Consider the following 23,398-nt stretch of genomic DNA (forward strand, 5'->3'; position numbering starts at 1 on the left):
AGATCGCCGAGGGCACCTGGTTCACGAAGGACGAGGTGCGCGCCGCTCTCGAACTCGGCGACTGGGGTTCGGAAGCGGACGCGCCACTGCTGCTGCCCGGGTCGATCTCCATCGCTCGCGGAATGCTCGAGAGCTGGGTCAAGTAGCAGCCGGAGAAGGTCTACAGACCCAGAGCCTGCTTGACCTGGTTGAGCGACGGGTTGGTCGCAACGCTGCCGTCGCCGTACTTCACGGTCGGAACGACGTGATTGCCACCGTTGACGCTGCCGACGAAATCGGCTGCTGCCGGATCGTTCTCGATGTCGATCTCGGTGTACTCGATCCCCGACGCGTTGAGCTGCGTCTTGAGGCGACGGCAGTAGCCGCACCACGTGGTCGAGTAGATGGTCAGGGCAGGCGCATTTTCGGTAGAAGTCACGGCCGATATAACACCACGACCGAGAGCGTTGTTCCGTATCGGCCCGTGTTCTCTTGCCCACATACCGTCGGGCGCGGCGAATGGAGTGTCGGAACGTCCTGCCATGATGGTCCCCATGCCTGCGGACACCGGACTGGATCCAGAACAATCGGCCGCCGTGCTCGCGCCACGCGGCCCGGTATGTGTCCTCGCGGGCGCTGGAACAGGCAAAACCCGCACCATCACGCGCCGGATCGCTCATCTGGTTGCCGACGGTCACGTGTCGGCCGGTCAGGTGCTTGCCGTGACGTTCACCGCTCGTGCGGCCGGGGAAATGCGTGGACGTCTCCGTGAGCTGGGCGTCGGCGGGAGTGGGCCGCAGGTGCAGGCTCGAACTTTTCACGCTGCTGCTCTCCGTCAACTGAAGTACTTCTGGCCGCAGGTTGTCGGCGACACGCCGTGGCGTCTGCTGGACCGAAAGTTCGCCGTTGTCAGCAGTGCCGCAGCCCGGGTGGGATTGTCCACCAGCACGGAAAGCGTCCGCGACCTCGCCAGTGAAATCGAGTGGTCGAAGGCGTCGCTGATCGCGCCGGAGGATTACCCACGCGCGATCGCCAAGATTCGCCGTGAGGCACCGGTCGATGCCACCAAGGTGGCCCAGGTGTATGCCGCATACGAAGAGCTGAAAGCACGCGGCCAGGACGGCATGCTGCTTGATTTCGACGATCTCCTACTGCACACGGCGGCAGCTCTCGAAGAGCATTCGACAGTCGCCGACGAGTTCCGCGAGCGGTATCGCTGCTTCGTCGTGGACGAGTATCAGGACGTCACCCCACTGCAGCAGCGTGTGCTCGACGCCTGGCTGGGCGACCGAGACGATCTGACCGTGGTGGGCGATGCGAATCAGACCATCTACTCCTTCACCGGAGCCACCCCCAACTATCTGTTGGACTTCTCCCGGAAATTCCCCGAAGCGACCGTCGTTCGGCTCGAACGGGATTACCGCTCCACCCCTGAGGTCGTGTCGTTGGCGAACCGCGTGATCGGTGCGGCGCGCGGGCGGATCGCCGGGACGCGTCTGCAGCTGATCGGGCAGCGCGCGCCGGGGCCTGAGCCGGAGTTCATGGAGTTCGACGACGAGCCGGCCGAGGCGCTCGGCGTTGCGCGGGCGATCAAACGGCTGATCGCGGCAGGCACTCCTGCTGCCGAGATCGCTGTTCTGTACCGGATCAATGCTCAGTCGGAGGCGCACGAGCAGGCCCTGACGAAGCTGGGCATTCCGTTCCAGGTGCGCGGTGGAGAGGGCTTCTTCACTCGCACCGAGGTACGTCAGGCGGTGGCAGCGCTGCGTCAGGCAGCTGGACGCGACGACCTCCCCGAAGGTGCAGACAACGGCGAAGCGCTGGTCTCACTCGTCCGCGCTGTGCTCGCGCCGCTCGGCCTGACCAACGAAGAGCCTTCGGGTACTCAGGCACGCGAGCGCTGGGCGTCGCTCTCGGCTCTCGTGGCGCTCACCGAAGAACAACTTGTCCACGAACCTGAACTGACGCTCACCGGGCTTCTACAGGAGCTCACGGCCCGAGCCGAGGCGCGGCACCCACCGACCGTGCAAGGTGTGACGCTGGCCTCCCTCCACGCGGCCAAGGGGCTCGAATGGGATGCGGTGTTCCTGGTCGGCCTCAACGACGGCACCCTGCCTATCCAACACGTTCTCGGCGACGCCAATTCGGGCGCCGACGACGTCGCGGTGGAGGAGGAGCGTCGGCTTCTCTACGTGGGGGTTACTCGCGCTCGCGAGCATCTGCAGCTGTCGTGGGCATTGGCCCGCAATGAGGGTGGACGCAAGTCCCGTCGCCGGTCGAGATTTCTCAACGGACTAATCCCGGAGGACTCGCCGACCTCGCGCGTCGCCGCGCCGTCGTCGGGAAACAAGAAGCGTCCGCGCTGCCGCGTATGCGGCAAACCGTTGATCGGGACGTCGGCGACCATGCTCGGGCGCTGCGAAAAATGCCCGTCCAATGTCGACCTGGAATTGCTCGAGCACCTCAAGGCCTGGCGTCTGGACAAGTCCCGAGAACTCAAAGTTCCGGCCTATGTCGTCTTCAGTGACAACACATTGATGGCTATTGCCGAACAACGACCACAAGACAATCGTGGACTGGTTTCGATCCCTGGAATCGGGCCGAAGAAACTCGACAACTTCGGGGAAGACGTACTAGCTGTCATTCGCGGCGAACTGCGTGCGGCAACACTCGATATCTGACAACACATCCGAATCGACAACGGTGAGTTACATAACCGCAGGTCAAAAATAGGTTGTGCAGATTCGGCAGATTCTCTACTCTGGTTTTCAGTGTTACGGGGCAACCTGTGCGCAGAAACTATCCGGACCGACACGAAATGGAGGTGGCAAATAAATGACGAACTTGATCTCGTATGAAGCGTGCGCAAGCGCAAAGTTCGCTGTTGCCGCCCCCATGCTGCCGCGTGCAGCGGGATGGGCGCAGCATGCGTTCCGACTGCGCCCTCAAGTAGCAGCAAAGAAAGCAGCTGTCGAGTCCGTGTTCTTAAGCCATCGAGGTATTTCTCGGTAGGACACATCCGTTCACTTACGGCCACGGACCCGCAGCCCCTGCGGACCGTGGCCTTTGTGTTGGATACCCCTCTTTATCCGGTTTCCGACTCGGCTCAGGTTCGCACCCATCGAACCCATATCGTGCGACACAGTTTCGCATCCGAGCACTAGGAGACCGAGTTGTCTGCCCAGACAATCCGCGTGGAATCCGAAAACTCCACCACTGCAGTAACTTCCACCGACGTCACTTCGGCTGCAGTCACGTTCATCGAGGGCGCGTCCACCCGCCGCGACCTGCCGTGCCGGGCATCCAACCCCGATCTCTGGTTCGCCGAAGCTCCGGCCGAACTCGAGCAGGCCAAGGCACTGTGCGCGCAGTGCCCCATCCGTTCCCGTTGTCTCAGTGCGGCTCTCGACCGCGCCGAGCCATGGGGGGTGTGGGGCGGCGAGATCCTCGATCAGGGGGCCGTCATAGCGCGCAAGAGACCGAGAGGGCGCCCACGCAAGCAACTTGTGTGCGCGTGAGAGCCCTATTCGGCGGAGCCGGTGTCTTATTCGGCGGAGCCGGTGTCATCCAGAACCGGCTCCGCGAACCCTGGCAACCAACGAGTCAGGATTTCCATATACGGGGCATATGCGTCCAACTGGGCGCATATGCCGACCGAACCGAGAAGAACACGGAAGATCATCAAATACTCGGCCGGAAGGTTGAGTGCACGGGCCGTTCGGAACTGCGCACTGTTGAAGTCAGTGGCGGTTCCGGCGGCCTTTTGCAGCCATGCCCGAGTGAAGTGAAATGACTCGGTCTGGATCGGGTCGGTGAAGGGTCGCAGGTAATCCGCGATCTCCTTGTCGGTCACCGTGCGTCCGGGGATCACGAAACCGTTGGCGCGCAACAACTCCGTCAACTCGTCGAATTGTTCCTCGACAGCCAAGCGCACCATCGTGCCGAGAACCCGTGGCAGTCCGTTCGGGAACGGCGCAGCAGCACCGAAGTCGATGACGCCGAGTCGGCCGTCCTCGAGAAGCATGAAATTGCCGGGGTGCGGGTCACAGTGGAGCAATCCGACACGGGCCGGAGACGCGAAGTGGAATTCGGCGAGTAGTGCACCGGCCGCATTGCGCTGCTCCGGCGTTCCACTCTCGATGATTCTGGTCAACGGGGTTGCCGTCATCCATTCGGTCACGACCACTTTCGGCGCGCTCGCCACGACGTGCGGGATCACGAATTGGGGATCTCCGTCGAACTCTTTGGCAAAAGCTCGCTGATTGTTCGCCTCGATCCGATAGTCGAGTTCTTCCTCCGTGCGCGCGGTGAACTCCTCGATCACGGGCCGTACGTCGACACCGGGCATGACCGAACCGAAGAGACCGGCAAATCTGCCCAGGGTCTTGAGATCGGCGCGTAGAGCTTCGTCGGCGCCGGGGTACTGAACTTTCACGGCTACGTCGCGGCCGTCCGCCCAGACGGCTCGGTGAACCTGCCCGATGCTTGCCGACGCGGTCGGTTCGTCGTCGAACGACTGGAATCGGTCGCGCCACTTGGTTCCGAGTTGCTGGTCGAGCATCTTGTGGACTTGCTTGGTCGGCAGCGGCGGGGCGGCGGCCTGGAGCTTGTTCAGCGACTCGCGGTACGGCTCGGCGAATTCCTCCGGAATTGCCGCCTCCATGACGCTGAGCGCTTGGCCCAGCTTCATCGCGCCGCCCTTGAGTTCGCCCAGCACCGCGAACAGTTGCTCGGCCGCCTTCGCGCTCAACTGCGCGTCGATCTCGCCTTTGTCGCCGCCGGCGAGCTTGCGTCCGAAGCCCATGGCGGCGCGACCGGCCATCCCCAGGGGGATGCTCGCGAGTTTGGCAGTACGGGCAGAACTCTTGCGTGGGATCTCGGACACCACACCATCATGTCTGACTGGGGCGTCCTTTGCCCGAAACAGGTGCCAGGTATTGGCAACTGCAGGATATTTGCCGAGGCCAGCGCCTGGTTGTGATCCGATACGGACGGAGCGCGATCTCGAGCGTCGACGACAGACTCGCCGCATGCGTCGCCGCTGTCTCCGATAATGCGGAGTCGATCTCGGCCAGGGCCAGCGCGACACTTGCATGGATCATCGCCGATTCCGCGTGGCCGGCGCTGCCGAGTAGCTGCGCGGACAGATGAAGCCAATGAGGGTCGAGTTCGGATCGGAGGATGTCTGCGCACCGCAGGCAACTCGACTGACCAGGCAGGACAAGAGGACCGACCACACCGTTGCCGTCGCGGATGCGGACGGAAAGGTGGGGGAGTCCACAGCGAACTAGATCGCTGACCAGACGAGGATCAGTCACGACGTCGTCGGCAAGGACCACCAGTTGTTCGTTCCACGTACGCACGACGTCGGTGTTGCGATACCCGCGCGAGCGACGCGTGCTGACCCCGCCGGTGACGAGTGCGCGCTCGATGGCGTCAGAGAGCGGACCGACACCGTGAATCCGGACCGTCGCGGTGCTTCTGCGGGCAGTGTGGACGAAACCGGAATCGGCGAGTTGCTCGAGCAATTCCTCCGTCACGGATGTGGGAATCCCGCGCCTCGACGCTTCCCAGAGGATGTTTGCGCGGGATCTCGAGCCGTCCATTTTGCGCAGGATCGACTTCACCGCGCGATCGTCGACCCCGACAGGGAGAGTCAGCAGGATGGCACGTCCGGGGGTCCATCCCAGCTGCAGTCGACCATCCGGGCGCGACAGAACAGCGATCCGCGGGTCCCATCGAGGTCCCGCGGATCGCTGTGAAGTGCTGTCTTGTCTGGTGTCGTCGTTTGTGTGACCGGTCATCATTCGATGCTGGCACGACGGGCCCTCGGCGAGTCCCCGTCAGCGGCAGTTATCCACAGGCGCTCATCGCGGCTGATCTGCGAAAATCGGTCGAGAAGGGATTACTTCTCTTCGTCGTCCTCGCGGGTCTTGTCCATCGCTTCCTCGGCCGCACGCTCTTTTGCCACGACGGCTTCGAGCTGGGCTATCGGGTCGTCGAAATTACCGGCTTCGCCGGCGCCGAGGACACGGGCGACAAATCCGTCCGGTGCGTCGAGATCGCTCGAATCGGGCATCAGGTCGGGATGCGACCAGACGCCGTCGCGAACGTCCATACCGGCTTCCGCAGTGAGCTTCTGCCACAAACCAGCCGCTTCACGGACCTTGCGAGGGCGAAGTTCGAGTCCGACCAGCGTCGCAAAGGTCTGTTCGGCGGGGCCGCCGGTAGCGCGGCGACGCCGCAACGTCTCACTCATCGCGGCAACACCAGGCAGTCGCTCGCCGAGTGCGGCGGTGACGACCGTCTCCACCCAACCCTCGACCAGCGCAAGCAGAGTCTCGAGACGTTCGAGAGCGGCTTTCTGCTCCGGTGTGTTCTGCGGCTCGAACGTGCCCTGCTGCATCAGCGCTTCGAGCTTGCTCGGATCGGTGAGAGCGGATGGATCGAGGTCCTTGGCGAATTCTTCCATCGCCGAGAAGTCCATGGTGATTCCGCGGGCGTATTCCTCCACTGTCGCGAGAACACGCTGGCGCAGCCACGGAACGTGACTGTAAAGGCGCTGATGAGCGGCTTCCCGCGCGGCGAGGAACACCAGAACTTCCTGATGCGGCTGTTCGAGACCCTCACTGAAAGCCTGAACCGCAGCCGGGAGAAGGGCCGCGGTGCCTTCGGGGCCGAGGGGCAGGCCGATGTCAGTGGAGGAGAGCACCTCGGTGGACAGTTGGCCGAGTGCCTGGCCCAATTGCGAGCCGAACGCGAGTCCGCCCATCTGCCCGAGCATGCCCAGCATCGGGCCAGCCATCTGCTGTGCTTCGGCCGGAAGTCCTTGGACCCACATGCCCGCTACCTTCTCGGCCACCGGATCACAGAGTCGCTTCCACGTGTCGATCGTGTTGTCGAGCCAGTCGTTCGGAGTCCACGCAAGAGTGCGGCTCGCTCCGGCAGGGAGCGTTGTCGCGGCGTCCAGCCACATCTCGGCCAGGTGCGCGGCGTCGGCGATCGCCTTGACGTTGCCCTCGGTGATCGGTGTGACCGATCCGATCTGTTGGCGTGCCAGCTTCTTGGCGATGTCGTAGTTGACCGGGCCGGACGTACCGCCCTGGCCCATCGACGAGCCCATTCCGCTCAGCATCTGCCCGAACTGGGTGAGCATCTGGCCGAGCTGAGCCGGATCGAATCCCTCACCGCCCGCGCCGAACCCGAACGGCATGTCACCACCCCCGAACGGATTGCCACCCGCCGCGTTCTTGTCGCGATCGGGATCGTCGTCGGAGTTGGAGAAGCCGAACGGCATATTGCTCATACCTCAACGGTACAAGGCTCGAGCGGTCGGAGTCGCCCTCCGAGTCACGCTGACGGCGAACACGCACGGCGCTCAGGCGGTGCGATCGGTGCTCCGGAGCCTTCGCGCTTTACTCTGGATCAGGTGAATCGACGGATAGTGACGCTCTTGGCCGCACTCGCACCCATCGTCGTGTTGGGAGTCGTCGGAACAATGGTCACTGTTCCTTATGTCGCACTCGGTCCGGGCCCCACCTTCAACACGCTCGGCGACGTCGACGGTAAGCCCGTCGTGGACATCCAGGGGACCGAGGTCGATCCCACCGACGGCAACCTCAACATGACAACGGTGTCGGTTCGCGACGGCCTCAACATCTTCGAAGCGTTCGGACTGTGGGCGAGTGGCAGCAACGGACTCGTCCCTCGCTCGGAGATCTATCCACCCGAGAAGTCGAAGGAAGAGATTCAGCAGGCCAACACCGCCGACTTCCAGCAGTCCGAGGACAGTGCCGAGTTGGCGGCACTGCACTTTCTCGGCAAGCCGGTGTCACTGACTGTTTCGAAGGTGACCCCGGACGGTCCCGCTGCGGGTGCCCTGCAAGAAGGCGACGTCCTGGTCAAGATCGGCGACACTCCGGTAACCACCATCACCGGCGTTCAGGACACGGTCGGTGCGATCGCGCCCGGCACCGCGATCGACGTCACCGTCCTACGTGAGGGTGTGGAGACCGTTGTGCCGGTCACTGTCGGGGCGCGGCCCAACAAGCCCGAATCGGGTTACCTCGGCGTCACACCCAACGAGGTCCCGGACGTTCCCTTCACCGTGCAGTTCAATCTCGCCGACATCGGCGGTCCTTCTGCCGGACTGATGTTCACACTGGCCTTGGTCGACAAGCTGACTCCGGGGGAGCTCAACGGCGGAAAGTTCGTGGCCGGAACGGGCACCATCGACTCCGACGGCGAGGTCGGTCCGATCGGCGGCATCAGGTACAAGTTGATCGCCGCGTCCGAAGCCGGTGCTGAGACCTTCCTCGTGCCGGCCCAGAACTGTGACGAGGCGAAACAGAATGCGCCGGACGGGCTTCGACTCGTCAAGGTCGACAACCTGCCCGGCGCAGTGGACTCACTCGAAAGCCTCAACACGGGCGGCGACGCACCCCGCTGCTGAAAGCTGCCTTGCCGAAGACAGGCTCGGTCAGTCTACTTCTTTCAGTCTTCTTCGACCTCGTCGAGCGTCGCGTACAACGCGTGAACCAGGTGAGGTGCAAGACCGTCGTAGGTGAGCAGTTCCAGGTCGCCATACGGATCCGCATCCTCGTCGGGGCGCATCTGCAGAAGCGACAGAGAAGGACCGTCACGGAGCACGCCGACGAACAGTCGAGCCTCGCGTCGATCGGGATGCGCGTTGGCCGTCAGCCGCGCGACCTCGTCCGCAGCATGCTGATCGGTCAATACCGGCGCCGTGGCGTGATCGAGATCCGATTCCGCCTCGGGCGGCAGGACGACGATCTCCTGAACCAGGATGCAACCCTGCACGGACTCGGGCCAATGCGTCGTTGCCAGGAACTCGTCGAGTGCCCGTGAACCGCCGATGATGTCCTCGGGAAGCGATTCCTGTTCGATCGGTGTGTATTCGGCGCCCTCGGCGAGTTGGTCGAGCAGTCCGGGTTCGGCCGCGGCGAGCATCTCGGTGGGTACCAACGCGTACAGCTTCGGCGGTTGATCCCAGCCTTCGGCGTCGATGTGGTCGACAACTTCATGAACGCACCGGGCGAGGGCGCTCGGTGATCTGCTCATATTCTCTTCACTCACGCGTTCATCCTCCCACCTTCTGTCCGGCTCCCCGCTCTCCGTGTTGTCAACCCGTGACCGTTGTTACGTAGAGTGGTCGGAAACGGCCAAGTCCACTCGGGCGTGGCCGCAGTGATCGATGCAATCGGTTGCGACGCCACGGCGTCGCCAAATCTTGGAGCGTGGCACGTGGGCATGCGGCCCCCCGCAGGTTTACCCTCTCTGTCCAGACGCAGTCGAATCTTGTTGGTGGTGGCTGTCGTAGTGGCGGCCTTGCTGCTCGTGGGGCCGCGACTGATCGGTATGTACACGGACTGGTTGTGGTTCGGCGAAGTCGGCTTCCGCGGTGTCTTCACCAAGGTTCTGCTGACGCGATTCGTGCTCTTCCTGGTCGTCGGAATTGTCGTCGGCGCCATCGTATGGCTCGCGATGCTTCTCGCGTACCGCGCGCGCCCGGTGTTCGTCCCGGTCTCCGGACCCAATGATCCGATCGCGCGCTACCGCACCACCGTCATGTCGCGTCTTCGTCTTTTCGGCGTGATCATTCCGGTAGCGATCGGCATCCTGTCCGGTCTCATCGCACAGGCCAACTGGGTCACTATCCAGTTGTTCCTCAACGGCCAGGCTTTCGGGATCACCGATCCTCAGTTCAACTTGGACGTCGGCTTCTACACGTTCGATCTGCCGTTCTACCGTTTCGTTCTGAACTGGTTGTTCGTCTCGATCCTGCTGGCTTTCGTGGCAAACCTGGTCACCCACTACGTTTTCGGGGGAATCAAGTTGGCCGGGCGCAATGGGACGTTCACCACGGCCGCTCGTATTCAGCTGGCTGTCATCGCCGGCACCTTCGTGCTCCTCAAGGCGGTGGCGTACTGGTTCGATCGGTACTCGTTGATGTCGAGTAGCCGTAAGGAACCGACGTTCACCGGTCCGGGCTTCACCGACATCAATGCGGTTCTGCCGGCGAAGCTGATTCTGTTGTCCATTGCGGTCATCTGCGCCTTGGCGTTCTTCGCCTCGATCTTCACGCGGGATCTTCGGATACCGGCCATGGCGGTCGCTCTACTGGTTCTTTCGTCGGTCCTCGTCGGTGCCGTCTACCCGATGATCGTCGAGCAGTTCTCCGTCAAGCCCAATGCGGCGCAGAAGGAGAGCACGTACATCGAACGAAACATCGAAGCGACCCGTCAGGCGTACGGGATCACGGAAGAAAACGTCGACTACGTCGACTATCCGGGAGTTGGCACCAAGCAGCCCCAGGACGTTCCGGCCGACCGGACCACGATCGCGAACACCCGACTGTTGGATCCGACGATCCTGTCGCCGACGTTCACCGCTCAGCGTCAGCTCAAGAACTTCTACGGGTTCCCGCAGACGCTCAACGTCGACCGCTACGAACAGGACGGCCAGTTGCGCGACTTCGTTGTCGCAGCGCGTGAGCTGTCGCCGAACAACCTTTCCGGGAACCAAACGGACTGGATCAACAAGCACACGGTCTACACGCACGGCAACGGTTTCGTCGCGGCCCAGGCGAACGAAGTCACGGCCGTGCAGGGCGACAGTCAGAACAACACCGGTGGTTACCCGATCTACTCGGTCAGCGACCTGACGACCACGCCCGAGAACGAGAACCTCAAGGTGGACAATCCCCGGTCGTACTACGGCGAGGTGATCAGCCAGTCGGACGCCGATTACTCGATCGTCGGTTCCGTCGACGGCGAGGGGCCACGTGAGTACGACACCGACACCTCGAAGTACACCTACACCGGTTCGGGTGGTGTCTCGATCGGCAACTGGTTCAACCGTCTTGCATTCGCGGCGAAGTACACCGAGCGCAACATCTTGTTCTCGAGTGCAATCGGCTCGAACTCGAAGATCATCTTCAAGCGTGATCCGAAGGAAAGGGTCGAGGAGGTCGCGCCTTGGCTGACGACCGACGGCGCTGCCTACCCGGCAGTGGTCGACGGCAAGATGCAGTGGATCATCGACGGCTACACCACCGCCCAGGATTACCCGTACGCGCAGCGCAGTTCGCTCGACGGGTTGGTCGAGGACAGTATCGACCAGACGACCGGGCGCCTCATTCCGCGTCAGGAGTTCTCCTACATCCGCAACTCCGTGAAGGCCACGGTCGACGCGTACGACGGCACTGTCACGCTCTACCAGGTCGACGAGCAGGATCCGGTTCTGAAGGCGTGGATGGGAGTCTTCCCGAACACGGTGAAGCCGAAGAGCGAAATCTCGGACGACCTGCAGGCGCACTTCCGGTACCCGGAAGACATGTTCAAGGTCCAGCGAGAGATGCTGGCGAAGTACCACGTCGACGATCCGAGTGAGTTCTTCACCAACAACGCGTTCTGGTCGGTTCCGAGCGATCCGACGATCGACACGTCGGCCAACCAGCCGCCGTACTACGTGCTGGTGGGCGACAAGGACACCGCGAAGGCGGATTTCCGTCTGACCAGTCCGATGGTCGGGTTCAGTCGTGAGTTGCTGTCGGCCTACATCTCGGTGGCGAACGACAAGGAGAACTACGGCAAGTTCACGGTGCTGCAGTTGCCGACTGATACGCAGACTCAGGGTCCACAGCAGGCTCAGTCTGCGATGACGTCGGATTCGCGTGTTGCTTCGGAAGTGTCACTGCTCAAGCAGTCGAACAAGATTCAGTACGGAAACTTGCTGACTCTGCCGATTGCCGAGGGTGGAATCCTCTATGTCGAGCCTTTGTACTCGCAGCGAAACTCGCAGAACGCGTTCCCTCAGTTGGCGCGTGTGCTGGTGAGCTTCAGCGACACCAACGGCATTCGGATCGGCTATGCACCGACCGTCTCCGAGGCGATCAGTCAGATTTGGCCGGGCGCAGGTTCGGCAGCGACTGTCACCCAGCCGGCACCCGATCCGGATACCGGAGCGCAACCGGAAACGCCGACAACGCCGACGGCACCGGCCCCGCCGGCTTCTTCGGATGACGTCACGAAGGCGCTGGCCGAGGTCAATTCGGCAATGGCGGCATTGAAGTCGGCGCAACAGAGCGGTGACTTCACCAGCTACGGTGCTGCGCTCGACCGCCTGCAGAAGGCTGTTGACGCGTACCAGGCGCTGCCGAGGTAAGCGGCGTCAGTTCGTGAACAGCAGAAGGCCCACCATCCGATCGGATGGTGGGCCTTCTTGTGTGCTCAGGTGAAGCTGTATGAGCTGAATCAGCGCAGTGCTGCAACGATCGGTGCGTTGGCATCGGAGAGCTGCTGGAACTGTGCGGCGAATCCGTACTGGCCGGCGAGGTCACGAGCGGTGTCGTAAGCCTGCTGTGCGGCGGGCTTGAGCTCGGCCGGGATCTCGATGGCGGGAGCAACTGCGGGTGCCTCGGCGACGGGAGCCGGTGCTGCGGCGGGAGCCTCTTCGACTGCAGGCTCGCTCGCGACGGTCAGACGCTGGCCGCAGACGGGCCATGCGCCGGGGCCCTGGCTCTGCAGGGTGTTCTCGGCGACGCGGATCTGCTCTTCCTTGGAAGCGTTGGCCGGCGAGCCGGTGCCACCGTTGGCGGTCCAGGTGCTCTGCGAGAACTGCAGGCCGCCGTAGTAGCCGTTTCCGGTGTTGATGTTCCAGTCGCCACCGCTCTCGCACTGTGCGACGCCGTCCCAGTTGTGGGTGGCTGCGGAAGCGGTGCCGGTGCTCATGGTGAGGGGCACTGCGACAAGTGCGCCGGCTACTGCCAATGTGCCGTATGCACGCTTGCTGATGCTGGTGTACGTCATGTCGGGGTAAATCCTCTCCGCGCTTGCTGACATCGGCGGGCCTGCGGGTCGGCGATGATGCTGACTTTCCCGGGCGCTTGTCTCTCCGTGTCTCTGCCCCTCGAAGGTTTCGGGGGTTCCGATCCCGCGGGGCAGAGTGGAGCAGCGGCGGGTCGGCGTTCGCCCGGTTGATTCGGGCCGGGACCGACCGTACGGGAGCGTCGAACGAGGGTCGATTCGCAATTTTCCGGACTCTCTGGTCTGCTCTCGACCCAAAATTTTAGCGTTTGTGCTGGTAGAGCCTTTCCGATGCCGTTTCGACGTACGTTCGTTACATGCCTGTTATGTGTTGATGCTCACGGGTATTTTGTGAACCCAGTCACCCGATTTCGCGACTTTCAGGCGTGTATTTCGCTCCAGCGCAGGCGATTTGCGTTCCGTTCACCTGCTCGTGTAACTTTGTCCATGCATCGCGGGGTGGAGCAGCTCGGTAGCTCGCTGGGCTCATAACCCAGAGGTCGCAGGTTCAAATCCTGTCCCCGCTACTAGAAAAGGACCGCCGCACTGGAATCCAGTGCGGCGGTCCTTTTTGTGCGCAGCCGTCGTAGGGTGGCGACGTGCGACTCTCGAAGATTCTTTTGGCGATGGCGGTGACTACTTCGCTGGTGACCACCGCTCTGGCGTTCTCGGCAGGAAGCGCTGCCGCCGGTGGGCGGATCACCGATGCGAAGCGCGTGGTCTTCATCGTTCCGGGGCAGCAGCTCTACAACTCGGGAGAAACGCACCAGGCGACCTACCGCGCCCTCGACGAGGCACTGAGCGCTGCGGGCTACGAGACACACTTCGTCGACGCACCCGGCAAGATGATTGCGGCCGACGCCGAGCTGATTGCCGATTCGATTCGCTCCTACGCTGCCGGCGCTGACTCCGTCGGGGTGATCGCGCACAGTGCGGGTGGACTGAGCTCCCGGTACTACGCGAAGTTCCTCGGTGGCTCCGAAGTAGTGGATTCATTCGTTGCCATCGGTGCTCCGCAGTACGGTAGCCCCGGTGGCTGCGTACAAGGCCCTGCCGACGGTTACGACACCTGCATGTTCTCCGAAGTTCTCACCAAGCTCAATGCCGGTGAGGACACTCCTGGATCTGCCTACTATTCGGTGGTGCAGAGTTCGGGCGAGTGGGCGGACGGTCGGTTGGACGGGGGCCAGTGCCGGGTGTACGTCGATGGCGTTCCCGGGGCCGGAACCGGAGGAGACCATCTCACCGAGCTCGAGCATCCAGAGGTCATCTCGGGAGCGATCAGCGCTTTGGAGCGCGACTGTGTCGGTACGTTCGTGGACGAGAACGACGGCGACATCACCTGGCCTGACACGCTGTTTCCGTCATTTCGGTAAAGCTTCAGGTCCGGGTTGTTCGGACGAGTAGCCCGGCTACGTGTGCGCTCGCGGCAGTCCTCGCCCCCAAGGCGTCACCCGATTCGATGGCCGCGACGATACGTGCGTGCTCGGTGACGGCGATCCGCCGATTGAGCTCGAGGCTCCACATGTCCGAACGGTAGAGATGTGACTGGCCGTCCAGACGATGCAGGGCTTCGCTGAGCGGGTGATTGCATGCCGTCTCACGAATCAAGGTGTGAAACTCGAGGTCGAGCTTCGAATCCCGACGCTGATCCGGCGAGCTCTCGAGAAGTTCGCGTTGCACCTGCACCATCTTGTTCAGCTGTGACACGGTTTCGTGCGTGGCATTGGCCGTCGCGTTGAACGCCGCGAGACCGTCGAGTACCTCACGCACCTCGAAGACCGCGCGCAGCGACTCCGCGTCCAGCGAATCGACTTTTGCACCCGCATTCCGTGTGTGGACGGCGATGCCCTCGTAGATCAACTGCTGCACGGCCTCGCGGACCGGCGTTCGACTGACATTGAGCTTGCTCGCCAGCGCGGGAACACTCAGTGGTGTCCCCGGCGCCAGCTCGCCCGAAAAGATCAGTTCGCGAAGCGTCTCGTGCACAGACTCGGTGAGTAAAGCTCGTTCGGTGGTGGTCATCTTGTCCTCACTTCGATCCTGCACGATGTCGACGGTACCCGGGAGCGCTATCCAGCGGCGCGCACCCGGTCAGCGCTGCGACTGTCGACGTCGGGCGCCGTCGCGCCTTTCAGTCCGGCCACTTTGGCCGCGATGTTCTCGGCGATCGTGATCGGCGGGTATCCCACTTCGCCCGGTGTGAGAGTCCCTGGCAGTGCTTCGATGACGGCGTCGTAGTTCCCGTCGAAAAAGAATGCGGCAGAGCGACGTCGGATGATCTGACCATCGACGATAGGTGGGTCGACTCGGTGCACTGTCGAGCGCCACCGGTCGTTCGTCCAGCGTGCCATCGCGTCGCCGAGGTTGATCAAGAGTGCGCCGTCGGCAGGTTGGACGTCGTGCCATACGCCATCGGCACTCAGAACTTGAAGGCCCGGAACTTGATCTGCCCACAGGATGGTCAAGATTCCGAAGTCGGTGTGAGCGCCCATTCCCGTCATGTCGCCGGAGATGCGGATCTCGCCCTCGGGCAGTGCGTAGTTGTTCATCTTCATCGCGTCGATCGAATGGTCGAGCATCGAATCGAAGTACCCGGGCTGCAATCCGAGAGCGTCGGTAAAGGCGCGCATCAGGATTCGTGCCAAGCCCTGGGCATGACGGAAATACTCTTCGATTGCCGGTCGGAATCCGGGCGCGGCCACGGGCCAGGTGTTGGCGGCGTAACTGGACTCGGGTAGGTCGACGCCCGGATAGTCGCTCACCTCTGTGCCCACGACTATTGCTTCGTAGAAATCGTTCATCTGGTTCGCGGCGGCGACGCCCAGGCTCATGCTGAGTGATTCCGATTTCGGTGGTGAGTAGCCGCGGTTCTCGGACGAGGGACGGCGATAGTTTTTCTTCACCGTCAGTGGGAGAGCAAAGAACTCGTCGAGAGCGTCGGCCAGTCCTTCGGTCGCCGATCGTGGAATGCTGTGTCCGACAATCTGTATGAATCCGACCTCCCGGCACGCGCGATCGAGTTGAGCTGCCACTTCCGCACAGGCAGTGCTGTTGGTGGCGTTTGCAACCGCTGCCTCGCCGCGGAGGTACGGGCTGATATCGATCGTAGGGATTTCGAAGACAGGAGTTTCGTGGGTCATTTAAAGTCCTTGCGGCCGGACGTGTGCCACTTACCGACGAGCACACGTGAGAGGAATCCAAAGGCAGAGAAGACGAGGACTCCGAACACCGACGCGATCACGATCGCGGCGATCAGATCCTCGGACTGAAGGCGGCTTCGGTAGACGTCGAGCAGCGTTCCGATCCCGGGTTGTCCTTTGGCGAAGAACATGTCGCCGATGATGGCACCGACGACAACAAGGCCGGAGGCGGTGCGGATGCCGGTGAGAATAGCCGGCATTGCCGCTCGCAGTTCGAGTTTCACCAATCGATCCCAACGGGACGCGCGGCCGAGGGTGAAGAGTTCGTGCAGTCCGCGATCGACCGATTGCAATCCGAAGTGTGTGTTGGTGATGATCGGGAAGGCTGCGATGAGAACACACACCAGGGTACGCGCGGTCATACCGTAGCCGAACCAGAGCCCGATGAGGGGGACGATGGCGAGGATGGGAATGACCTGCAGCACAACGGCATAGGGATAGACGATCCGCTCGATCCACTTGGCCTGGCTCATCAGCACGCCGGTTCCGACGCCGACTGCCACCGCGACGACGAAGCCGACCAGTGCTACCTGTGCCGTCACTGCGAGGGCTTCGAGCATGGGAGAGAGGTGCTTCCAGTCGAGTAGCGACTTTGTCAGTACTTGACTCGGCGGCGGAAGGAGAAATCGACGTTCCGGGGAGAGAACGAGGTAGCTGACGATCGACCACGCTGCGACCGCGCCGGCAAGTGAGAGCAGCGGATAGAGCAGGAAGGTGCCGAGCGCTCTCATTCGAGAGGGCCGTCCGGGCTGTGACTGTGCTCGCGCAGCGGTCGCAGAATCAGTGCGAACGGCGGAATTGCGTGCGGTGGTGCCCTGTTGCACTGCAAGGACTTCGGTCATCGTGAGCTCCCATGGAGACTGGCCGAGATCTCGGCGACGTGTTCGGTGTATCGGGCGTCGTAGCGCAGTTCCGGGCTACGCGGGTACGGGAAATCGATGTCCACGACCGAATGGATTCGTCCGGGCCGGGCGGTCATGACGACCACCTTGTTTGCGAGGTACACGGCCTCGGATACCGAGTGCGTGATGAACATCGAGGTGAACCCCTTGTCGGTGTAGAGCCTTTGCAGCTCTACCTGCATCTCCAGTCGTGTCATCTCGTCGAGAGCACCGAAAGGTTCGTCGAGCAGCATCACAGCAGGTGCGAGGGTGAGCGCACGCGCCAACGAGACGCGCATCTTCATTCCGCCCGACAACGCGTTGGGCAGTTGTTTCGCGAAGTCCGCCAGTCCCACTGCGCGAATTGCCTCGTCGGCGCGCAATTTTCGGGCTGCTTTGTCGCCGCCACCGAGTTCGGCGGACAATTCGACGTTGGCCTGCACGGTTCGCCAGGGGAGGAGAGTCGGCTCCTGGAAGATGAAGCCAACTGATTCGGTGTCGAGGGCAACCGCGCCGCTGGTCGGTCGCTCGAGGCCGGCCGCCATGCGCAACAAAGTCGACTTGCCGCAGCCGGAGGGTCCGACCACGGCGACGAAGTCTCCTCGCTCCACGTTCAGATCGATGCCGTCCAGCGCGACAGTGCCGGTATCGAACTTCTTGACGACATCGGAAAAGACCATCTGCATCGGTGCGGTGAGCTTGCGAGCGTCGGCATCCTGCATCGTGTTCGCGAGTTCCATCTGAGCCTCCGGTTCAATAATGCATGCAAAAGTTCTTCAAGATGTATGAACCATCTTGAATTGCATGTATGTCGCCTAGATTGCTGAATGTAAATGTGAGGTGACATTGCAGCTGAAGCGAGAATCCTGGTGTGCGTTACCTGATGGAAACAACTAGTCGATTGCATGTAATCCATGTGCTGCAGAGTGTGCACATCGGATCACCCTTCTTGGTTCGCCCACATCCCAATTGTTTTCACGAAGGAGATGCTGTGTATTCAAATCGCAAGGTGCATTCCAATCGCAGAAGTGTGGGAGCGGCGGGCGCGGCACTGGCCATGTGCGCAGCCATCGGATTGACTGCGTGCAGCTCCAGTGAGGCTGAGACGGCCAAGGCTGAATCTCTCGAACCAGCTGCCGAGGCTCAGAACCTAGCGGGTCTCTGTCCGGAAAACGTTGTGGTTCAACTCCAATGGCAGCCACAGTCGGATATGGGAGCGCTCTTCGAGATGCTTGGTCCCGGCTATTCGGTCGACACCGACGACAAGTCCGTCAGCGGGACTCTTGTCGCCGGAGGGAAGGACACCGGAGTCGACTTGACCTTGCGGGCCGGGGGACCGGCAATCGGGTTCCAATCCGTCAGTTCCCAGATGTACGTCGATGATTCGATCACTCTCGGCTTGGTGCACGGCGATCAGGTGATCGCGGCAGCGGCAAGTCAGCCCGTTGTGGCCGTCACGCCATTGCTCAAGTACAGCCCGGCAATCCTCATGTGGGACAAAGAGTCTCATCCGGAATGGGCGAGTGTTGCCGATATCGGCAAGTCCGACGCGAGTGTCGTCGTTTCCAAGGAGCAACTGTTTCCGCAGTGGCTCGTGGCGAAAGGCCTACTGAAGCAGTCTCAGCTCGACACGAGCTACGACGGAGCTCCCTCGCGATTTGTCGGTGACCCGACCATCGCTCAGCAAGGATTCGCGAATTCGGAACCGTACACGTACGAGAAGGAGACGCCGGCGTGGGACAAGCCGGTTTCCTATGACCTGCTGAAAGATTCGGGTTTCGACATCTACGCGTCCAATGTTTCCGTTCGTGCCGACAAGGTCGAGACACTCTCCCCGTGTTTGAGCAAGCTGGTTCCGATCATTCAGCAGGCCACCGCGGACTACATCACTGCGCCGGATACGGCGAATGCTGCCATTGTCGACGTCGTCTCGCAGGACGTGTCGTTCTCTCCCTACACCGAGGGTGAAGCAGCGTTCAGTGCCCAACTCTTGAAGGAGAAGGGCCTGATCGCGAACGAGGCGGACGGATCCGTCGGCACGTTCGACATGACGCGCGTCGCTCACACCGTCGAAGAACTGAAGCCCATCCTGAACGCCGGGGGAGCGGCGATACCGCAGTCATTGACTGCAGAAGAGATCTACACCGACAAGTTCACCGATCGGTCCATCGGAATCCGCTGAAGGAGCTGACAGCAAATGACGTACGACATGACAGAACTCAACCGCGAGACCCGCATGGGTGGCCTGGGCACGGAGACCACCGACCGCGAGGTCCGAAGAATCGATCTCTCGGATTTCGAGAACCGGCGCAGCGAGATCGCCGAGGAGTTGTGGTCGGCAGCGACCGACATCGGATTCTTCCAAATCGTCAATCACGGGATCGATCTGGACCAGGTCCGCGAGGCTTTCGCGGCGGCCGAGCGATTCTTTGCACTGCCCACTGAGGTCAAAGCGCAGTATCCGCTCAAGAAGGGTTTCAACTCCGGCTGGGAGAGCATGACGCAGGTGCGTCCGTCCATCGGAACACCTGATCAGAAAGAGTCCTATCAGGTGACCCGCCCGCATATGGGTGATCTGTGGCCCACTGCAGACGAATTGGGCGGATTCCGCGAAACGATCCTGGACTTCGAAGCCAAGTGCTGGGGCATTGCGATGGACCTGTTGTCGTGCTTCGCCGAGAAGCTGGGATTCGAACGAGACTTCTTCACCAGGGCACATGACCCGTCGGTGGACACCTACCAGAGCACGCTGCGACTACTCCACTACTTCCCCCTTGCCGCCGACGCAGATGTCGAAGGGATGTGGCGTGCCGGAGCACACACCGATTTCGATTGCCTGACATTGCTTTTCCAGCGTGACGGTCAGGGCGGTTTGCAACTGTGCCCGGGCAAGGAGATGGACACCCAGGAATGGACGTCGGTGGTGCCGGCTGAGGAAGCGATCACCTGCAACATCGGCGACATGCTGATGAGATGGAGTGATGACGTCCTGCCGTCGAATTTTCATCGGGTCAAGAGTCCCGGAGTCACCGACTATCGGGGAGCCCGCTACAGCCTCGCGTTCTTCGCTCAGGCGAACCGCGACGTGACCATCGAGGGGCCGGCGGGCAAGTACCCACCGATCACTGCCGAGGACTACATCGACCAGCGAGTGCGCGCGAACTTCGCGCGTTGATCCGTATCCGTTCCGTCACACACTTTCAGGAGAACTGGCGATGACTACCGCGCCCAAGAACATGACCGACGCGATCATCCGGGACGTGACGTTGTACAGCGGCGGGCAATGGCTGACCGGCCACGACGTCGTCGTCTCGAATGGGGTGGTCGAATCGATCGAGAAGTCGACCGGCACCGCCACACCTGGAAGTGTGGACGGATCGGGGGCGTATCTGATCCCTGGGTTCGTCAACACCCATACGCACCTTCAGCAGTCACTGATGCGTGGGATCGCCGAAGGGACACCGCTTCTCGAATGGCTTCTCGCGGTCGCAGAAGAGTCGGTTCAGATCACGCCGGAGCGCGCATACACGGCCACTGTCGCAGCCTCGCTGGAGGCATTGCGCAGCGGTACGACCACCCTGGTCGAACACATGTGGCCGCACCCGTCCAGCGAGGTTCACGATGCCGTGATCCGGGCGTTGCACGACACCGGAATTCGTGCGGTGCTGGGACGCGGAACCGCAGACCGGGCGGACAAGACGAGGAAGTGGGGCTTCGATCCGCGGCTCATGCAACCACTCGGAGACGTTCTCGCACATACGGATCAGATGATGCGCGACGTCGCAGGTTCCCGCGTCGACGTGGCAGTCGCGGTACCGAACCCGCGTTCGCTGACCCCGGACGGGATGTCGGAAGTGCGTGAGTTTGCGCAGGCTCGCGACCTGACGGTCTCGATTCACCTGCTCGAGACGCAGACCGACAACACGATGTGTACCGAACACGCGGGCATGAACGCGGTCGACTACCTGGATTCCCATGGGTTCTTGTGGGACCGGGTGCTGGCGGTCCACTGCGTCGAAATCGACGACCGTGGTCAGAAGGTGCTGGCGGAGCGCGGCGTCGGAGTGTCGTACAACCCCGTCAGCAACATGCGCCTCGGTAGCGGAATCGCGCCCGTCCCGAGTTTCCTCGACGCGGGGATCGCGGTGGGGTTGGGTGTGGACGGCGCAGCCAGCAACGACACTCAGGACATGCTCGAGACGCTGCGCACCGGCGCCTATGTGCAGCGAGCCGCGCGCGGCCGTGCCGACCTGCTCGGCTTCGAAGCCATGATCGACATCGCATCCGGCGGTGCAAACGCAGCACTCGGTCTGCCGGCCAGGTCCGGCGGGATCTCCGTGGGCGATCCCGCCGACCTCACCATGATTCGGTTCGAACGCGACTTCGGTTGCCTCCCGGTGCGAGATCCGGGTGCGTCCATTCTCACGACGGGCAGTCGTCAGATCGTGGACACGGTGTTGGTTGCGGGCGAGGTCGTGCTCCGCGACGGGCACTCGACTCGCGTCGACGAGGCGGAATTGATCCGGACGCTCAGCGCTTTGTGACTGTGCTCAGTCTTCGCTGATCTCCATCTCGATCAGGACGCGGCGCAACAGCTTTCCGGTGGCGTTGCGGGGAAGTTCGTCGATGAAGACGATCTCGCGGGGAACCTTGTAGCGCGCGAGATTCGACCGGACGTGATCCTTCAGCTCGTCGGAGTTCTGGTCGGCGCCGTGGGCGACGACGACAAACGCTCGCAGGCGGTGCCCGAAGTCGGCGTCCTCGACTCCGATGACTGCCGCTTCCAAGACGTCCTCGCGATCGGCGAGCAGGTTCTCGACTTCGAGCGGGTAGACGTTCTCGCCACCGGAGACGATCATGTCGTCGTCGCGGCCGTCGACGAAGAGGAGGCCGTTGGCGTCGAAGTGTCCGACGTCGCCGGTCGAGAGAAGTCCGTCGATACGTTCCTTGTCGCGCCCGTCGGTGTATCCCTCGAAGCTCAGCCCGCTGGCGACGAAGATCCTGCCGATCGTGTGTGGGGTGGTGATCTTCTTGTTGTTCTCGTCGAACAGTTCGACGTGACAGGTCACCGGAGCGCGGCCCGCGGTTCCCGGCGCAATGGTCAGATCCTCGGGAGTCGCGACCGTGGCCACTGCGACCTCGGTGGATCCGTACAGGTTGTAGAGGACGTACCCGAACGAGGCCGTGACTCGCTTGCACAGGTCGGGTGAGAGTGACGAACCTGCCGAGAAGATGATCTTCAGGTTCGACGTGTCGTACTTGGACAGCACGTCGGGACCGAGGTCGATGATGCGAGTGAGCATCGTCGGGACCACGACCAGACTGTCGCACTTGTACTGGGCGACAAGCTTGATCGTGTTCTCCGGATCGAACTTTCGATGCATGACGACGGTCTGGCCGAGCGCCAACGCGAGAGCGAACTGCGAGACGCCGGTTCCGTGGAAGGCGGGGGCCGCCATCATCATGGTCTGTCCGCGGCGCAACGGCACGCGGTCGAGGAACTGCGCCGACGCGAGAGGGGAGGTGTGGCCACGCGGCGCACCCTTGGGAGTTCCCGTTGTGCCGCTGGTGAGGAGGACGAAGCCACCGTTCTTCTCGGGTGCCGGCACCGACGACGTGGTGCGTCCGGCGATGGCCTCGTCGAGAGTGGCTGCCATGGAACCGTCAGCGGCCGTGCCCTCTGGCCAGGAACGATAGACGACGACGTCGTCCGGCAAGGCATCGGCGATGTCCGCGAACTCGTCGTCGTAGACGAAGGCGACCACCTTCTCACGCGCTGCGACGTCCACGAGTTGGGGCCGAGCGAAGCCCGTGTTCATGAGAACGAGCTTCGTTCCGTTCTTCGCTGCTGCCAGCATGGTCAGGACCAAACCTCGATGGTTACGGCACATCGCACCCATGACGGAGTCGGAGGTGATGCCGTCGGCCTGCCACGCCCGGACCAACGCGTTGCTCTGACGCTCGAGCTCGGCATAGGTGATGGGTCCGCGCTCGTCGATGATCGCCACCGCGTCGTAGCCGTTCTCGGCGTGTGCATGGACCGGCCCGGCAAAGGGTCCGTACTTGTCCACGGCTGCAATGGATTTGAGCCCGCGATCGAGGCGAGGGAACGGGACGAGTCCGGCTCGGAACATGACCCCCGCCGCGCCGATGGTGTCAGTGACCTTGGTGACCAATCCGGGCATACGTGAACCTCTTCCGAGCGTCGTTGTAGGACTGATTACACACTAATGCGCAATCAGGTTTCGGTGGTGAAGTTTCACGATGGCGACCGAGCACTCCGCCCCGCCACCTCGAAAGGTGGCGGGGCGGAGTGTTTCGGGATCTGGTCCGTGCGACCGTCACTTCAGTTCGGCGGACGACTTTCCGAGCAGGCGGCGTGCGACGATCAGCTGCTGGATCTGCTGGGTGCCCTCGAAGATGTCGAGAATCTTACCGACCCTTTCGGCTGACCTGCGATATCGTATCGATGCAGTTCACAGCGTTGTTGAGATTCTCTAGGTTCGCA

Annotated in this window: 20 protein-coding genes, 1 tRNA gene and 1 pseudogene; 11 read left to right on the top strand and 11 right to left on the bottom strand. The window is 62.3% G+C overall.

Translation table 11 applies throughout. The features are described 5' to 3' along the window. Window positions 1–146, top strand: a pseudogene (locus tag ACYP01_RS07745) (NAD(+) diphosphatase); the annotation flags it as partial. Window positions 147–160: 14 nt separating this feature from the next. On the opposite strand, the gene ACYP01_RS07750 reads toward ACYP01_RS07745, so the two are convergent. Beyond that, the gene (locus ACYP01_RS07750; protein WP_003942350.1) at window positions 161–418 is read right to left on the bottom strand and encodes a mycoredoxin; all 258 of its coding nucleotides are present in this window, start codon (window positions 416–418) and stop codon (window positions 161–163) included. Window positions 419–521: 103 nt separating this feature from the next. Between ACYP01_RS07750 and ACYP01_RS07755 the strand changes: the two genes are divergently transcribed. Together ACYP01_RS07755 and ACYP01_RS07760 are read left to right on the top strand one after the other, a co-directional pair. Continuing rightward, entirely contained in the window at window positions 522–2,660 is a 2,139-nt protein-coding gene (locus ACYP01_RS07755; protein WP_459679221.1) for an ATP-dependent DNA helicase UvrD2, read from the top strand. Window positions 2,661–3,173: 513 nt separating this feature from the next. Beyond that, window positions 3,174–3,497 (top strand): WhiB family transcriptional regulator, encoded by a 324-nt coding sequence (locus ACYP01_RS07760; protein ID WP_459679259.1) that lies wholly within the window; start codon window positions 3,174–3,176, stop codon window positions 3,495–3,497. A gap of 26 nt (window positions 3,498–3,523) precedes the next feature. On the opposite strand, the gene ACYP01_RS07765 is transcribed toward ACYP01_RS07760, so the two are convergent. The 3 genes from ACYP01_RS07765 to ACYP01_RS07775 all read right to left on the bottom strand — a co-directional run bounded on the left by ACYP01_RS07765 (window position 3,524) and on the right by ACYP01_RS07775 (window position 7,285). Beyond that, entirely contained in the window at window positions 3,524–4,867 is a 1,344-nt protein-coding gene (locus ACYP01_RS07765) for an ABC1 kinase family protein (protein WP_007731259.1), read from the bottom strand. A 4-nt stretch (window positions 4,868–4,871) separates the two neighbouring features. After that, window positions 4,872–5,786 (bottom strand): hypothetical protein, encoded by a 915-nt coding sequence (locus ACYP01_RS07770; protein ID WP_459679223.1) that lies wholly within the window; start codon window positions 5,784–5,786, stop codon window positions 4,872–4,874. Window positions 5,787–5,884: 98 nt separating this feature from the next. Beyond that, complete coding sequence (locus ACYP01_RS07775) at window positions 5,885–7,285, bottom strand: zinc-dependent metalloprotease (RefSeq protein ID WP_003942352.1); 1,401 nt, start codon at window positions 7,283–7,285, stop codon at window positions 5,885–5,887. A gap of 123 nt (window positions 7,286–7,408) precedes the next feature. Between ACYP01_RS07775 and ACYP01_RS07780 the strand changes: the two genes are divergently transcribed. Continuing rightward, on the top strand, window positions 7,409–8,431 hold the full coding sequence (locus ACYP01_RS07780) for a YlbL family protein (protein WP_058226487.1): 1,023 nt from the start codon (window positions 7,409–7,411) through the stop codon (window positions 8,429–8,431). A gap of 41 nt (window positions 8,432–8,472) precedes the next feature. On the opposite strand, the gene ACYP01_RS07785 is transcribed toward ACYP01_RS07780, so the two are convergent. Next, window positions 8,473–9,075 carry a PPA1309 family protein gene (locus ACYP01_RS07785; RefSeq protein WP_019747831.1) on the bottom strand — a complete coding sequence of 201 codons (603 nt, stop codon included), beginning with the start codon at window positions 9,073–9,075 and terminating at the stop codon, window positions 8,473–8,475. A gap of 174 nt (window positions 9,076–9,249) precedes the next feature. Between ACYP01_RS07785 and ACYP01_RS07790 the strand changes: the two genes are divergently transcribed. Next, window positions 9,250–12,165 carry a UPF0182 family protein gene (locus ACYP01_RS07790; protein ID WP_459679261.1) on the top strand — a complete coding sequence of 972 codons (2,916 nt, stop codon included), beginning with the start codon at window positions 9,250–9,252 and terminating at the stop codon, window positions 12,163–12,165. An 89-nt stretch (window positions 12,166–12,254) separates the two neighbouring features. Here ACYP01_RS07790 and ACYP01_RS07795 read toward each other — a convergent pair whose 3' ends face one another. Then, complete coding sequence (locus tag ACYP01_RS07795) at window positions 12,255–12,809, bottom strand: transglycosylase family protein (protein WP_459679227.1); 555 nt, start codon at window positions 12,807–12,809, stop codon at window positions 12,255–12,257. A 450-nt stretch (window positions 12,810–13,259) separates the two neighbouring features. On the opposite strand from ACYP01_RS07795, the gene ACYP01_RS07800 reads away from it, so the two are divergent. Then, a tRNA-Met gene (locus ACYP01_RS07800) sits at window positions 13,260–13,333 on the top strand. Window positions 13,334–13,405: 72 nt separating this feature from the next. Continuing rightward, a complete protein-coding gene (locus tag ACYP01_RS07805; protein ID WP_459679231.1) occupies window positions 13,406–14,182 on the top strand; it encodes an esterase/lipase family protein in 777 nt (258 codons plus the stop codon). 4 nt (window positions 14,183–14,186) lie between these two features. On the opposite strand, the gene ACYP01_RS07810 is transcribed toward ACYP01_RS07805, so the two are convergent. From ACYP01_RS07810 to ACYP01_RS07825, 4 genes are read right to left on the bottom strand one after another with little or no spacing between them, the layout of a single operon-like run. Beyond that, window positions 14,187–14,831 carry a GntR family transcriptional regulator gene (locus ACYP01_RS07810; RefSeq protein ID WP_003942323.1) on the bottom strand — a complete coding sequence of 215 codons (645 nt, stop codon included), beginning with the start codon at window positions 14,829–14,831 and terminating at the stop codon, window positions 14,187–14,189. 47 nt (window positions 14,832–14,878) lie between these two features. Further along, entirely contained in the window at window positions 14,879–15,949 is a 1,071-nt protein-coding gene (locus ACYP01_RS07815; RefSeq protein WP_459679234.1) for an isopenicillin N synthase family dioxygenase, read from the bottom strand. Further along, a complete protein-coding gene (locus ACYP01_RS07820; protein ID WP_007731277.1) occupies window positions 15,946–16,851 on the bottom strand; it encodes an ABC transporter permease in 906 nt (301 codons plus the stop codon). Before ACYP01_RS07820 ends, ACYP01_RS07815 begins: the two co-directional genes overlap by 4 nt. Continuing rightward, window positions 16,848–17,630 carry an ABC transporter ATP-binding protein gene (locus tag ACYP01_RS07825; RefSeq protein WP_003942349.1) on the bottom strand — a complete coding sequence of 261 codons (783 nt, stop codon included), beginning with the start codon at window positions 17,628–17,630 and terminating at the stop codon, window positions 16,848–16,850. Before ACYP01_RS07825 ends, ACYP01_RS07820 begins: the two co-directional genes overlap by 4 nt. A gap of 251 nt (window positions 17,631–17,881) precedes the next feature. Between ACYP01_RS07825 and ACYP01_RS07830 the strand changes: the two genes are divergently transcribed. Genes ACYP01_RS07830 through ACYP01_RS07840 form a run of 3 tightly spaced genes read left to right on the top strand, consistent with a single transcriptional unit; the run spans window position 17,882 to window position 21,434 of the window. After that, window positions 17,882–19,072, top strand: coding sequence for a hypothetical protein (locus tag ACYP01_RS07830; RefSeq protein ID WP_007731279.1), 1,191 nt, complete (start codon window positions 17,882–17,884; stop codon window positions 19,070–19,072). 15 nt (window positions 19,073–19,087) lie between these two features. Beyond that, window positions 19,088–20,065, top strand: coding sequence for an isopenicillin N synthase family dioxygenase (locus ACYP01_RS07835; protein WP_003942293.1), 978 nt, complete (start codon window positions 19,088–19,090; stop codon window positions 20,063–20,065). Between the two features lie 40 nt (window positions 20,066–20,105). Continuing rightward, complete coding sequence (locus ACYP01_RS07840; protein ID WP_459679238.1) at window positions 20,106–21,434, top strand: amidohydrolase family protein; 1,329 nt, start codon at window positions 20,106–20,108, stop codon at window positions 21,432–21,434. Between the two features lie 6 nt (window positions 21,435–21,440). On the opposite strand, the gene ACYP01_RS07845 is transcribed toward ACYP01_RS07840, so the two are convergent. After that, window positions 21,441–23,075: an acyl-CoA synthetase gene (locus ACYP01_RS07845; RefSeq protein WP_314676942.1), complete on the bottom strand. Its 1,635-nt coding sequence runs from the start codon at window positions 23,073–23,075 to the stop codon at window positions 21,441–21,443. A gap of 66 nt (window positions 23,076–23,141) precedes the next feature. On the opposite strand from ACYP01_RS07845, the gene ACYP01_RS07850 reads away from it, so the two are divergent. Beyond that, window positions 23,142–23,342 carry a hypothetical protein gene (locus ACYP01_RS07850; protein ID WP_459679240.1) on the top strand — a complete coding sequence of 67 codons (201 nt, stop codon included), beginning with the start codon at window positions 23,142–23,144 and terminating at the stop codon, window positions 23,340–23,342. Window positions 23,343–23,398 lie beyond the last annotated feature (56 nt).

The sequence above is a fragment of the Rhodococcus sp. no. 34 genome, from assembly GCF_054589475.1.